This is a genomic window from Brevundimonas sp. (assembly GCF_044336875.1).
Classification (GTDB): Bacteria; Pseudomonadota; Alphaproteobacteria; order Caulobacterales; family Caulobacteraceae; genus Brevundimonas.
The window spans coordinates 19,811-32,417 of record NZ_JBIIOP010000006.1; the positions used below are offsets into that span (position 1 = coordinate 19,811).

Below are 12,607 nucleotides of genomic sequence, written 5' to 3' on the forward strand. Positions count from 1 at the left end.
GGCCTGAAGACGGCTTAGGCCGCCTTGGCCTTCTTCTCGGCCTTGGCCTCGATCAGGGGCTGACCCGTGCCGATCTCGACGCGGCGGGGCTTCAGGGCCTCGGGCAGTTCGCGCTTCAGGGAGATCGACAGCAGGCCGTTGACCAGATTGGCGTCGGTGACGATCACATAGTCGGCCAGCTGGAAGCGACGCTCGAAGTCGCGCTCGGCCAGGCCGCGATGCAGATAGGTCTTCTGCGGCGTCGTCCCGTCTGCGTTCACGTCGTTGGCGGTCTTGCGGCCGGTGACGGTGAGCAGGTTCTCCTTCACCTCGATGTTCAGCTCGTCGGAGGTGAAGCCGGCGACGGCGATCTCGATGCGATAGGCGTTCTCGCCCGTGGTCTCGATATTATAGGGCGGATAGCCGCCTTCCGAGCTCGTGCGCGCGGCGCTTTCGAGCAGACCGGCCAGACGGTCGAAACCGACGGCCGAACGGTACAGCGGCGAGAAATCATAGGTACGCATCAGCATCCTCCTGAGGATCAGCAAGGTTGAGCCGCCCGGCGATTCAGCCCGGACGGTGGGAGTGCGGATGGACGGCCCGACATCGGCCCCGTCTGTCCGGAGAGCCCGGGATCGGCGCTCTCGAATGATCAGATGGGAAGCGGAAACGCCGCTTCAAGGGGCGATTTTCGGGGTGACAAATCGTCGGCGTCTCGGGATCGTCATTTGCCTGAGCGGCGACGCCCCCTAAGGAGGATCGACCCTGAACGAGGAAAACCCCATGCGTCTCGCCGTCGGCCTCGCCCTGCTGCTTTCGACCGCCGCCGTTCCGGCGCTGGCCCAGACCCAACCGCCCCAGACCGAGGGGAACTGGACGCCGCCGCGTTCCGCCCTGTCCAGCGCCATCCCGACCTTCGCCGAGGATACCGCCCTGCAGGCGGCCGTCGCCGCCGACAGCCGTCCCGCCGCCGACCGCGCCCGCGACGCCGCCCGCCATCCCTATGAGAGCCTGACCTTCTGGGGGCTGACGCCGGGCATGACGGTGGTCGAGATTGAACCGGGCGGCGCCAGCTGGTGGCGGCATATTCTTGAGCCCTATGCGGCGGCGACCGGCGGCCGCTATGTCCCGGTCAACCGGCCTCTGGAGGGGATGGGGGTCGAGCCGGGCTCGGCCGACCTGATCCTGGTGGCCCGCGCCTTCCACAACTGGTCGCGCGACGGCCGGGTCGAACCCTATCTGAAGGCCTTTTTCGCGGCCCTGAAGCCGGGCGGGATCCTGGCGGTCGAACAGCATCGCGGCGCCGAGGGGATGAACCCGGCCGTGACGGCGCCGACCGGCTATGTGTCTGAATCCTATGTGATCAAGGCCGCCCAGGACGCGGGCTTCGTGCTGGAGGCGCGCAGCGAGCTGAACGCCAATCCGAAGGACGATCACGACCATCCGTTCGGCGTCTGGACCCTGCCGCCGGTGCGCCAGTCGCAGAACCGCGACGGCTCCGGCGCCCTGACGCCGGCCCAGCGTGCGGAATATGACGCCGTGGGCGAAAGCGACCGCATGACCCTGCGTTTCCGCAAGCCGGAATAGTCCCGTTTTGACCCGCGCGACGAACCTGAGTAAGCCCGTTCGACCAAGGTTCGTCGTCGTGGGGCGCGGCGCGCCGACGGGGTGTGTCCATGACTGATTCTTCTGCGACCTTCGGCGGTTTTTCACGCCGGTTCCTGCTGGCCGGCGCCGCCGGGCTGGCCCTAACCGGAACCATGGCCAGCATGGCCGCCTGCGGGCGCAAGGAAGAAGCCGCGCCCGAAGCGCCGCCCGCCCCCGCCGGACCGCCCGAAGGTTCTCTGGAATGGGCCGTCGCCGGTCCCTGGCGCGCCCAGGACCGGCCGCGCGACCCCTTCCGCCATCCGATGGAGACCCTGCGCTTCTTCGGTCTGCAGCCGAAGATGACGGTGGTGGAGTTCTGGCCCGGCAGCGGCTGGTACACCGAAATCCTGGCCCCCTATCTGGCCAAGGGGCAGGGCGTCTATGTCGCCGCCCTCTTCCCCGAAGGTCCGACCGCCGACCCGGCCCAGGCCGCGCTGAACGCCGCCTTCCAGACCCGGTTCAGCGCCGACAAGAAACTGTACGGCGAGCCCCAGTTCAGCTTCTTCGGCGCGGGCACCGGCCCGGTGGCGCCGGCGGGCACGGCCGACCTGTGCCTGTTCATGCGCACCCTGCACGGCTGGATGGCCGCAGGAATCGCCGAGAAGGCCTTCGCCGACGCCTTCGCCGCCCTGAAGCCCGGCGGCGTCCTGGGCGTCGAACAGCATCGGCTGGCGCCCGAGGACGATCAGGATCCGGTGGCGGCGAACGGATATGTCCAGGAAGCGTTCGTCCGTCAGTTGGCCGCCGAGGCCGGCTTCGTCTATGTGGCCTCGTCCGAGGTCAACGCCAACGAGAAGGACACCAAGGACCATCCGTTCGGGGTCGACACCCTGCCGCCGATGCGTCTGACGGCCCCCCGCGGCCAGCCCGCCGACCCTGCGTTCGACCGCTCGAAATTCGAAGAGATCGGCGAAAGCGACCGCATGACCTTGAAGTTCAGGAAGCCCGAGTGAACCGCGCCCAAGCCTTCGCCGCCAACGCCCCCCTGATGGGGGTTCCCGGCGCTTCCTCCCCGCCGGGCGGCAAGGGCGACTGGTATCGCGGCGCGGGCGGAATGCGGCTGCGCGCCGCCCTGTGGAAGCCCTCGGCCCTGATGGCGGACAAGCCGCGCGGCACGGTGGTGCTCAGCCCCGGCCGCACCGAGCCGATCGAGAAATATTTCGAGATCATCGGCAATTTCCTGGCGCGCGGCTGGTGCGTCCTGACCCACGACTGGCGCGGCCAGGGCCTGTCGGCCCGCCTGCTGCCCGACCGGCTGAAGGGCCATGCCCGGGCGGTCGAGGAATTTCTGGACGACTACGGCCGGCTGCTCGACGCCTTCGAGGACCAGTGCCCCAAGCCCTGGATCATGGTCGGCCATTCGATGGGCGCCTGTCTGAACCTGCTGACGCTGGAAGCCGGCGAGGACCGGTTCGCCGGGGCCGTCCTGTCCAGCCCCATGCTGCGGATCAAGACCGGCAAACGGTCGATGTGGTCGGTCAAGCTGGCGGTGCGCTGGAACATCCGCCACGGCCATGCCGGCGACTATATCCTGGGCGACCCGGACGATCCGTTCGACCACAGCTTCGTCGAGGACGCCCTGACGTCCGACGAGACCCGCTACGAGATGTGGCGTCAGCAGCTCTACGCCTGCCCCCACCTGGCCATCGGCGGTCCAACCTACGGCTGGCTGGCCTTCGCCCTGGATGCGGGCGAGCGGGCGTTGAAGCCCAAGGCGCTGAAGACGGTCAAGATTCCGGTCTCCATCGTCCAGGCCGACAACGACGACGTGGTGTGGAAACAGACCAGCCGCTGGGCCGCCAAACGGCTGGGCCGGGGCCGCTATGTCGAGGTCGCCGGCGCCCTGCACGAGGTGATGATGGAGGCCGACGACATGCGGGCCGTCTTCCTGCGCGAGTTCGACGCCATGGCGGACAGCGTCTCGCCGGTTCAGGATCCGATGATCATCGCCGACCCTTCGGCCCGGACCGAGGACGTGACGGAAGAGGCGCCCTCGGTCGCCTAGACCGCAGCCCGTTTCAGCGTCACCAGGGCCTGGTCGATCAGGCGGGCGTCGCCGACGGCCAGGATCTGGCCGTTGTCGTCGGGCGCGGCGCCGCGCCAGTTGACCACCTTGCCGCCGGCGGCCTCGATCACCGGGACCAGGGCGGACCAGTCCCAGGGCTTCAGACTGGTCTCGGCCACCAGGTCCATCCTGCCCGCCGCCACCATAGCATAGGCATAGGCGTCGCAGCCCAGGCGGGCGAGGCGGGCGGTGGCGCGCACCTGGGTCCAGGCGCCCAGTTCGGCGCCGTTGAAGATTTCGGGATCTGTGGTCGAGATGACCGCGTCGGTCAGTTTCTCGCACGACCGGACGGCCAGGGGCGTCTCGGTCTCGCCGCGCAGCAGACGGGCGCCGGACGGGCCGCCGATGAAGATCTCGTCCAGATAGGGTTGGGCGATGACGCCGACGGTCGGCTTGCCGCCGACGCGCAGGGCGATCAGGGTGGTCCACAGCGGCAGGCCCGAGATGAAGGCGCGGGTGCCGTCGATGGGGTCCAGAACCCAGACGTGATCGGCGTCGGGTCTGTCCTCGCCATATTCCTCGCCGATGACGCCGTGGTCGGGATAGCGGGCGGCGATCAGTTTCCGGATCGCGGCCTCGGCCTGTTTGTCGGCCTCGGTGACGGGATCGAAGCCCGCCGCCCCGCCCTTGTCCTCATGCCCGATGTCCGAGCGGAAGAAGGGCAGGGTCACGCGCGCGGCTTCTCGCGCCAGTTCGACGGCGAAGGATTCGAATTCGGTCATGCAGGGCTCTTAGCGCGGATCACCGCGTCGCGAGAACCCCGTATGCCGGATCGGATCAGGCGGCCACGTCGGTGTCGTGCAGGGACTTGGCCAGGTCCAGCAGGCGGCGGCGCGGACGTTCGCCCAGCTGGTAGTAGGCCTGGATCAGATCCAGGGTTTCCTTGCGCGAGAACATCTCGCCGCCGGCTGCGGCGGCGTCGGTGCGTTCCAGAGCTTCGGTCACGCCGTCGTAGAAATAGCTGACGGGCGTCTCCAGCGCCTCGGCCAGCTGCCACAGGCGGGCGGCCGAGATGCGGTTGGCGCCGCATTCGTACTTCTGGATCTGCTGGAAGCGGATGCCGACCTGTACGGCGAGCTGCTGCTGGGTCAGGCCCAGCAGGCGGCGGCGGCGACGCAGGCGGCGGCCCAGGTGGAGATCGATGTCGGTGGCCATGGCCCCCAATTCCTCATCTGACGCCTGTCCCGACGTGGGACGGCTCGCCTGATACGTCGCAATCCGCATGCCGGGATCGCGCTTTAGGGGAGTTGCGTAGTTCTTCGAACCTCGCGCGACGGCGGGCGCAACCCGATGACGCGGCGCGCATTTAGTCCGCAGCTTGGCTTTTGAAGGAAGGGAATACACCATGGGCATTATCGCCTGGATCATCATAGGCATCGTCGCGGGCTGGCTCGCGGAACAGATCATGGGCCGCAACCACGGCCTGATCACCAATCTGATCGTCGGCGTCATCGGCGCCCTGATCGGCGGCTTCATCGCCGGCGCCCTGGGCATCAGCTGGGGCGGCTGGATCGGTTCGACCATCATCGCCACCATCGGCGCTGTGATCCTTCTGTTCCTGCTGGGTCTGGTCAAGCGTCGCGCCTGATCGACTTTCGGGTCATTCGACACCAGAAAGGGCGGCTCGCGAGAGCCGCCCTTTTTGCGTCGTCCGATCATCCCCGGCCCTGACGGAGGCGCTGCCGACATGGGAAAGGCGGCCGGGGCATCCCGACCGCCTTCCAGAGTTCAGCATCCGTGGACGTCGCGTCCGCGGGTCAAGCCGTGATCAGGCCTGGGGCTGGTCGCCGGTCGGCGGCGCCATCGGGTCGCTGCTGCCCGACGGATCGACCGGTTCGGTGGTGGCGGGGTCGGTCGCCGGCATGGTCGCCGACGGATCGGCGACAGGCGCGGCTGCGGGCGCAGCAGGGGCGCCCGGGATCGGGGCGGCGGCGTCGAACTCGACCTTGGTGTAGGCCACGACCACGTCGGCGCCGTCCTGGCGGATGCCGCCCAGCGGCACGGCCTTAAGGGCGCCGGCGGCGTCGCGCACGGTCAGCTCCTGGCCCGAAGCGCCGTTCTGGACGCCTTCCAGCTTGCCGAGCTCGCCATCAGGACCACGAACACTGGTGCCGGGCGTCAACGAAAGGCTCTGCTGGGCCGGGGCGGCCGTCGACGGGGCGGCGGCGGGATCCTGGGTCGCGGGCGCGGCTTCCTGGGCAAGGGCGGGCGAGGCGATCAGGAAGGCGGCGGCGGCGCTGGTCAGAAAGGCGGTCTTGAAATTCATCTGGGAATATCCCCGGGTTGCGCGGGCCCGACGCCCGCAAAGACCAAACTCGCGATGTTACGGATTGTTTCGCCTGCCCCGAAATGACCTCGAAGCCGCCCCGGATGGACGATTCCTGGTCTATGATCCGACCCTCACCGAATCGGCAGGAGGCCGCTTGAACCGCCGAAACGCCTATGTTCCCGGATTGCTGCGCAGGCTGATGGGGCTCGCCTACGAGCTGACGCCCCAGGTCTTCGCCGTTCTGGCTTTCGGCGCCGGCGCGCTGATGCTGACTTCGGCGGTGACGCCCGAGTTCGACGGCCGCTTGCGGCAACTGACGGGCGTGGTCTCGCCGGTCCTGATCGACCTGTCCCATTTCGTGGCCAGCATCGCCGGCTTCGTACTGATGCTGCTGTCGGCGGGCCTTTGGCGAAGGCGACGCGGCGCCTACTGGGCGGCGCTGGCCGTGCTGGGGGTGGGGGCGGTCTTCTCCCTGCTGAAGGGACTGGATTGGGAGGAGTCGATCGATCTGGTCATCGTCGCCGCCTTGCTGGCGCCCTGCCGCACGGCCTTCAACCGCCGTTCGCGCCTCAGCGAACCATTGCGGCCCAGCTGGCTGCTGCTGCTGATCGCCGTGGTCGGATCGATGCTGTGGCTCGGCTTCTTCGCCTATCGCGACGTGGCCTATTCCGACGAGTTGTGGTGGCGGTTCCTGGTGGATCGCCAGGCCTCGGGCTTCCTGCGGGCGGGCCTGGTCCTGGCCATACTGACCCTGCTGGTCGCCGGTCGGTCCCTGCTGAGCTCGCCCGGCGCCCACAGCCACGGCCCGGCCTCGCCCGAGGAGATCGACCGCGCCCGGCTCGCGCTGGAGGCGGCGGACGAGGCGACGCCCGAGGCCTGGCTGGCCATGTTGGGCGACAAGGCCCTGCTGTTCAGCCCCAGCGGACGCACCTTCCTGGCCTATCGCGTCCAGGGCCGGCGCTGGATCGCCATGGGCGAACCGGCCGGCGCGCCGGAAGAGCGTCAGGAGCTGTTGTGGGCCTTCGCGGAAATGGCCGACTCCTATGGCGGGGCGGCGGTCTTCTATTCGGTGGGCGACGACATTCTCAGCGAGCTGGCGACCATGGGCCTGGCCATGCGCAAGGTCGGCGAGACGGCGGTGATCCGCACCGAAGCCTTCAGCACCGAGGGCAAGGGCAAGCAGAACCTGCGCACCGCCGTGAACCGGGCCGAACGCGAGGGCGCGCGGTTCGAGGTCCTGCCGCCCGGCGCGGCCAAGCCGCTGAAGGCCGAGTTGAAGGCCGTGTCCGACGCCTGGCTGGCCATGCACAACGGGGCGGAGAAGTCCTTTTCTCTCGGTCGGTTCGACATCGACTATCTGGACATGACGCCGCTGGCCCTGGTGCGCGAGGGCGACCGGATCGTGGCCTTCGCCAATCTGCTGGTCACGCCGGGCGAGGCGGCGGTCGATCTGATGCGCTACACCCCCGACGCCCCGCATGGGGTGATGGACTATCTGTTCATCCGCTGCGTCCAGTGGGCCAAGGCGGAAGGGATCGCCACCTTCGACCTGGGCATGGCGCCCCTGGCGGGTCTGGAGGACCGCCGCATCGCCCCGGTCTTCGCCCGCGTCGGCGCCCTGGTGTTCGAGGAAGGGGGCGCCCTTTACGGCTTCCAGGGATTGCGCAGCTACAAGAACAAGTTCGGGCCGGACTGGAAGGCGCGCTTCATCGCCGCTCCGGTCTCGACCCCCCTGCCTCTGGCCCTGCTGGACGTGGCCCTGCTGACCAGCGGCGGCTGGCTGGGGATGTTGGGGCTGCGCAAGGGCTAGGCGGTCGACGGGCGGGGCCGAAGTCGCCATGGTGCGTCCATGTCGTTCAAGTCTCTCTTCTCCCGCGCCCTGGCCCTCGCGCCGGATCGGCTGCATTTCGCCGCCCACAGCCACCACCTGTGGCCCGACGCCAGTTTCGAGGCCCAGCAGCAGGCCTGGCTGGACGCCAATCTGCACGCCGACCGCAAGTGGGACCTGATCTTCGGCGAGACCATCCCCAGGGCCCAGGCCCATGTGGTCGCCGAACTTGGGCTGGCGTCGCCCGACAGTCTGGTGTTTTCCTCCAACACCCACGACCTGCTGCTGCGGGTCTTCTCGGCCTTCGAGCGGCGGCCGGTCCGCATCCTGTCCACCGACGGCGAATTCCACTCGTTCCGGCGCCAGGCGGATCGCTGGGGGGAGGCGGGCGAAGCCGTGGTGACGCGCGTGCCCCTGGCGCCCTTCGACAGCTTCGCCGAGCGGTTCGTGGCCGCCGCCCGGGCCGGGGATCACGACTGGATCGTGGTCAGCCAGGTCTTCTTCCGCACCGGCGGCCTGTTCGACCGGATCGAGGACCTGGCGGCCCTGGCCCGGCCCGAGGGGCCCTGGGTGCTGGTCGACGGCTATCACGGCTTCATGGCGACCCCGACCGACCTGTCGGCCGTCGCGGACCGTATCTTCTATGTGGCCGGGGGCTACAAATATGCGATGGCGGGCGAAGGCGCCTGTTTCCTGCACGCCCCGGACGGGTTCGCGCCCCGACCCGTGATCACCGGCTGGTTCGCCGAGTTCGGGGATCTGTCCGGTCCGCCGGGCGGGGTCAAGTACCGGTCCGACGGCGGTCGGTTCTGGGGAGCCACCTTCGACAGTTCGGCCCTGTACCGCTTCAACGCCGGGCGCGAAATGCTGGCGGACCAGGGCCTGAGCACGGCCGACGTCGCCGACTATGGGCGAACCCTGGCGATCCTGTTCGAGGCGGCGGTGCGGTCGGGTTCGGCCGGGGTTCTGGCTGAGGTGGAAATCCTCAACCCGGTCGAAGGCGACGGTCCTCGCGCCCGCTTCCTGGCCCTGCGCCATCGCGACGCCCAGGCCTGGCGAACGAAACTGCTGGCGGCCGGCGTGGTGACCGATGTGCGCGACGACGTGATCCGCTTCGGCTTCGGCCTGTACCAGGACGCCGAGGATGTGGACCGGCTGATCGCGGCGTGCCGGAGCATCTGACGCCCTCTCCGTCCGTCCCCGCAAGAGCGGCGGTGCGTGGCTCGCGATGAGGCTCAGAAGAAGGTCGTGTCGTCCTGCTTCTTCGGCACGGGCGCGGCGCGGGGTGTCGCCGGTTGCTGCGGCCGGGTCTGCTGTGGGCGGCTTTGCTGTTGCGGACGCGAGGGGGCCGGTCGGCTCTGCCCGGGCGCCGCATAGGGCGGCTGGCTCGGTGACTGACCGTTCGCGGGCGGAATGGCCGGCAGGGTCGGATAGGGCATGGCCGAGGGCTGGCCCGGAATCTGGACGGGGCCCTGGGGATCGGCCGCATCCGCCGGCGTGCCGTCGCCGGAATAGGTCTCGGGCGCTGTGAAGTCTCCGGCGGGCGCGCCCGGATCGATGCGGTCCGGCGCGTTCAGATCATCGCGAATGAAGGCCCAGGACCGGCTGTCGGCGCAGCCGCAGGCCTTCAGGAAGCCGTCCCTGTCGCGCCACAGGATCAGCGGATAGGTGATCTGGACGCCGGCGTCCCTGAGCAGTTCGGTCAGACGGGCGTCGAACTGTCGACTGGCGTCGACCACGGCCGATCGGGCCAGATTGCCGTCCGCCTGGGGAATGCCGGCGGCGGTCCAACTGCGCGCCGGGGTGGCGGTCCAGCGCTGATACAGCGACCAGTCGCGGGTCAGCCACAGTTCGGCGACCGTGGCCCGTTCGGCGGCGGTGGACTGGGCCAGACCCTCGCGGTCGGCGCGGGCGAAGACCACCAGGCGCGGGTCGACCCCGGCGGCGCGCAGCTTGTCGGCCTCTTCGCGCTCGTAGCGCTGGCTGGAGGCGCTGTCGCGATAGCCGATGATATACAGGGGTTCGCCGCCCCCGCCGCCGGACACCCAGGACGCCTCGTCGAGCAGCTGCTGGATCTGCGCCTGGTTGCGGCCGACGAGCACGGGCTGGAACCGCGAATAGAAGTTCCAGTAGGCCCAGTAGCCCACTCCCGCCAGGATCAGGCCGACCAGGGCGGCCAGGGCGGACCATATGAAGAATCGACGCATCGGGGAGGAGTGCTCCAGCTTCACCGTTGGCACAGGTTAACGCATAGCATCGAAAACCGTTGTCCGCTCAATCGCGGAAGGATTTCGCCCGCCTGTGTCCCGGTTGCGTCGGGCGGCCTTAGGGCTGCCAGCCCGAGACCTGATCGACCTCGCCTTCGCCGGCCAGGGCGCCCCGGGTCTTCTTGACCTCGGCCCAGGCAGCGCGCAGCAGGGCGGGCACGCCCTCGCCCGACACGCCCGAGACCAGCATGGGCCGGCGACCGGCGACGGCCTCCAGTTCGGCCGCCTTTTCCTCGCGGGCCTCCGGCGTCAGGGCGTCGATCTTGTTCAGGGCCAGGATTTCGGCCTTGTCCGCCAGGCCCTCGCCATAGGCCTCCAGCTCGCCCCGGATGATGCGATAGGCCTCGACCACGTCGTCCTGGGTGCCGTCGATCAGGTGGATCAGGCTGGCCGAACGCTCGACATGGCCCAGGAAACGGGTGCCCAGGCCGGCGCCTTCGCTGGCGCCCTCGATCAGGCCGGGAATGTCGGCGATGACGAACCGCTCGGACGGCGACAGATCCACCATGCCCAGGTTCGGCGCCAGGGTGGTGAAGGGATAGTCGGCGATCTTGGGCTTGGCGGCGCTGGCGGCCGACAGGAAGGTCGACTTGCCGGCGTTGGGCAGGCCGGCCAGGCCGATGTCGGCGATCAGCTTCAGCCGCAGCCAGATCCAGCGCTCCTGACCGTCCTGGCCGGGGTTGGCGTAGGCGGGGGCCTGGTTGGTCGGGCCCTTGAAACGGACATTGCCCCAGCCGCCGTTGCCGCCCTTCAGCAGCAGTTCGACCTTGCCGGCCGTGTCCATGTCGAGGAGCACGGTCTCCTTGTCCTCGTCCAGCACCTGGGTGCCGACCGGCACCTTCAGATGGACGTCGTCGCCCTTGCCGCCGTGCATCTGGCGGCCCTGGCCGTGGTGGCCGGTCTGGGCCTTGAAATGCTGTTGGTAGCGATAGTCGATCAGGGTGTTCAGCCCGTCGACCGCCTCGATCCAGACGTCGCCGCCCTTGCCGCCGTCGCCGCCGTCGGGGCCGCCGTTGGGAATGAATTTCTCGCGTCGAAACGACACGGAGCCCGCGCCGCCGTTGCCGGAGCGGATATAGATCTTGGCCTGGTCGAGGAACTTCATCGCGGGCTTATGCCGCAGATGCGCGGAAATTTACAGACGCCCTCTCCCCTTGCGGGAGAGGGAGACCGCGCACGGCGGCGCAGCCGTCGTTCCGGCGCGGTCAGCTGAGGGGTTTCGTCGAGGTTCAGGTCCACGTCACCCCTCATCCGGCCCTGCGGGCCACCTTCTCCCGCAAGGGGAGAAGGAAAAGACTTACCCCTTGGTCCAGACGCCGAACGGATCGCTGTATTCGAGCCCCAGGGCCTCGGCGACGGCGGGATAGGTGATCTCTCCCTTCAGCACGTTCAGGCCGCGCGCCAGGTGCGGATCCTTCTTCAGGGCGTCCAGGCCGTGATCGGCCAGGGCCAGACCGAAGGGCAGGGTGGCGTTGTTCAGGGCTTCGGAGCTGGTGCGCGGCGCGGCGCCCGGCATGTTGGCGACGCAGTAGTGGACCACGCCGTCGATGACATAGGTCGGGTCTTCGTGGGTGGTCGGCTTGGAGGTCTCGAAACAGCCGCCCTGGTCGATGGCCACGTCGACCAGAACCGAACCCGGCTTCATCTTGGACAGATGCTCGCGCTTGACCAGTTTCGGGGCCGAGGCGCCGGGCACCAGGACCGCGCCGATGACCACATCGGCCTTGACGATCTCTTCCTCGATCGCGCCGATCGAGGAATAGCGGGTGATGACCCGGCCGTTGGTGACCTCGTCGATATAGGCCATGCGCGGGATCGACCGCTCCAGCACAACGACTTCAGCGCCCAGGCCCATGGCCATCCGCGCCGCGTTCAGACCGACGACGCCGCCGCCCAGGACCAGCACCCTTGCAGGGGCCACGCCGGGCACGCCGCAGAACAGCAGACCCATGCCGCCGTTGTGCTTCAGCAGGGTCTCGGCGGCCGAGAAGACGGCGATCCGGCCGGCGACTTCCGACATGGGCGCCAGCAGGGGCAGGCCGCCCCGCACGTCGGTCACGGTCTCATAGGCCACGGCGGCGCATTTGGACGCCAGCAGGCCCTTGGTCTGTTCCGGGTCGGGGGCCAGGTGCAGATAGGTGTAGAGGATCTGGTCCTCGCGCAGCATCTCCCACTCGACCTTCTGCGGCTCCTTGACCTTCACGATCATGTCGTTGTCGGCGAAGACGGTCGCGGCGTTGGCGACGATGGTCGCCCCGGCCTTCTGATAGTCGGCGTCGGTGAAGCCGGCGCCCAGGCCGGCGCCGGTCTGGACCGACACCTGATGGCCGTGGGCCACATATTCGCGCACCGCCGTCGGCGTCAGCCCGACCCGGTGTTCGTTCTTCTTGATCTCGCTGGGAACGCCGACGCGCATGGGAACCTCTCCGTGGATGTGTGGGAGACGCCTACCTCTCCGGGCGGTCGCCTTGGATCGACATATAGCGCCGAGCGGAACGCAGAATCCTGTTCATTTCGCGATCTGATCGCCGTACATGCGCAGCATCTGCGAA

13 protein-coding genes are annotated in these 12,607 nt (G+C 68.8%); 6 read left to right on the plus strand and 7 right to left on the minus strand.

Features of this window, described 5'->3' with window-relative positions; translation table 11 throughout:
* Positions 1 to 14: 14 nt before the first annotated feature.
* Complete coding sequence (locus tag ACIQ1T_RS09425) at positions 15 to 503, minus strand: Hsp20 family protein (RefSeq protein ID WP_395944289.1); 489 nt, start codon at positions 501 to 503, stop codon at positions 15 to 17.
* 259 nt (positions 504 to 762) lie between these two features.
* Here ACIQ1T_RS09425 and ACIQ1T_RS09430 point away from each other — a divergent pair, with 259 nt between their 5' ends.
* The 3 genes from ACIQ1T_RS09430 to ACIQ1T_RS09440 all read left to right on the plus strand — a co-directional run bounded on the left by ACIQ1T_RS09430 (position 763) and on the right by ACIQ1T_RS09440 (position 3,631).
* Positions 763 to 1,566 (plus strand): class I SAM-dependent methyltransferase, encoded by an 804-nt coding sequence (locus ACIQ1T_RS09430; RefSeq protein ID WP_395944290.1) that lies wholly within the window; start codon positions 763 to 765, stop codon positions 1,564 to 1,566.
* 89 nt (positions 1,567 to 1,655) lie between these two features.
* Positions 1,656 to 2,579 carry a class I SAM-dependent methyltransferase gene (locus ACIQ1T_RS09435; RefSeq protein ID WP_395944291.1) on the plus strand — a complete coding sequence of 308 codons (924 nt, stop codon included), beginning with the start codon at positions 1,656 to 1,658 and terminating at the stop codon, positions 2,577 to 2,579.
* Positions 2,576 to 3,631, plus strand: coding sequence for an alpha/beta fold hydrolase (locus tag ACIQ1T_RS09440; protein ID WP_395944292.1), 1,056 nt, complete (start codon positions 2,576 to 2,578; stop codon positions 3,629 to 3,631). Before ACIQ1T_RS09435 ends, ACIQ1T_RS09440 begins: the two co-directional genes overlap by 4 nt.
* Here the strand turns inward: ACIQ1T_RS09440 and hisN are convergent.
* Positions 3,628 to 4,413, minus strand: a complete 786-nt coding sequence (hisN, locus tag ACIQ1T_RS09445; RefSeq protein ID WP_395944293.1) for a histidinol-phosphatase — start codon at positions 4,411 to 4,413, stop codon at positions 3,628 to 3,630. The genes ACIQ1T_RS09440 and hisN overlap by 4 nt on opposite strands.
* 55 nt (positions 4,414 to 4,468) lie before the next feature.
* A complete protein-coding gene (locus ACIQ1T_RS09450; protein WP_395944294.1) occupies positions 4,469 to 4,846 on the minus strand; it encodes a helix-turn-helix domain-containing protein in 378 nt (125 codons plus the stop codon).
* A gap of 190 nt (positions 4,847 to 5,036) precedes the next feature.
* On the opposite strand from ACIQ1T_RS09450, the gene ACIQ1T_RS09455 reads away from it, so the two are divergent.
* Entirely contained in the window at positions 5,037 to 5,279 is a 243-nt protein-coding gene (locus ACIQ1T_RS09455; protein ID WP_395944295.1) for a GlsB/YeaQ/YmgE family stress response membrane protein, read from the plus strand.
* Positions 5,280 to 5,459: 180 nt separating this feature from the next.
* Here ACIQ1T_RS09455 and ACIQ1T_RS09460 read toward each other — a convergent pair whose 3' ends face one another.
* Positions 5,460 to 5,957: a hypothetical protein gene (locus ACIQ1T_RS09460; protein WP_395944296.1), complete on the minus strand. Its 498-nt coding sequence runs from the start codon at positions 5,955 to 5,957 to the stop codon at positions 5,460 to 5,462.
* Between the two features lie 157 nt (positions 5,958 to 6,114).
* Here ACIQ1T_RS09460 and ACIQ1T_RS09465 point away from each other — a divergent pair, with 157 nt between their 5' ends.
* Both ACIQ1T_RS09465 and ACIQ1T_RS09470 read left to right on the plus strand, forming a co-directional pair.
* Positions 6,115 to 7,770 carry a GNAT family N-acetyltransferase gene (locus ACIQ1T_RS09465; RefSeq protein ID WP_395944297.1) on the plus strand — a complete coding sequence of 552 codons (1,656 nt, stop codon included), beginning with the start codon at positions 6,115 to 6,117 and terminating at the stop codon, positions 7,768 to 7,770.
* Between the two features lie 39 nt (positions 7,771 to 7,809).
* On the plus strand, positions 7,810 to 8,970 hold the full coding sequence (locus tag ACIQ1T_RS09470) for a class V aminotransferase (RefSeq protein WP_395944298.1): 1,161 nt from the start codon (positions 7,810 to 7,812) through the stop codon (positions 8,968 to 8,970).
* Between the two features lie 53 nt (positions 8,971 to 9,023).
* Here ACIQ1T_RS09470 and ACIQ1T_RS09475 read toward each other — a convergent pair whose 3' ends face one another.
* The 3 genes from ACIQ1T_RS09475 to ald all read right to left on the minus strand — a co-directional run bounded on the left by ACIQ1T_RS09475 (position 9,024) and on the right by ald (position 12,471).
* A complete protein-coding gene (locus ACIQ1T_RS09475; protein WP_395944299.1) occupies positions 9,024 to 9,995 on the minus strand; it encodes a hypothetical protein in 972 nt (323 codons plus the stop codon).
* A 118-nt stretch (positions 9,996 to 10,113) separates the two neighbouring features.
* A complete protein-coding gene (gene obgE / locus ACIQ1T_RS09480) occupies positions 10,114 to 11,160 on the minus strand; it encodes a GTPase ObgE (protein WP_395944300.1) in 1,047 nt (348 codons plus the stop codon).
* 192 nt (positions 11,161 to 11,352) lie between these two features.
* On the minus strand, positions 11,353 to 12,471 hold the full coding sequence (gene ald / locus ACIQ1T_RS09485; RefSeq protein ID WP_395944301.1) for an alanine dehydrogenase: 1,119 nt from the start codon (positions 12,469 to 12,471) through the stop codon (positions 11,353 to 11,355).
* Between the last annotated feature and the right edge of the window lie 136 nt (positions 12,472 to 12,607).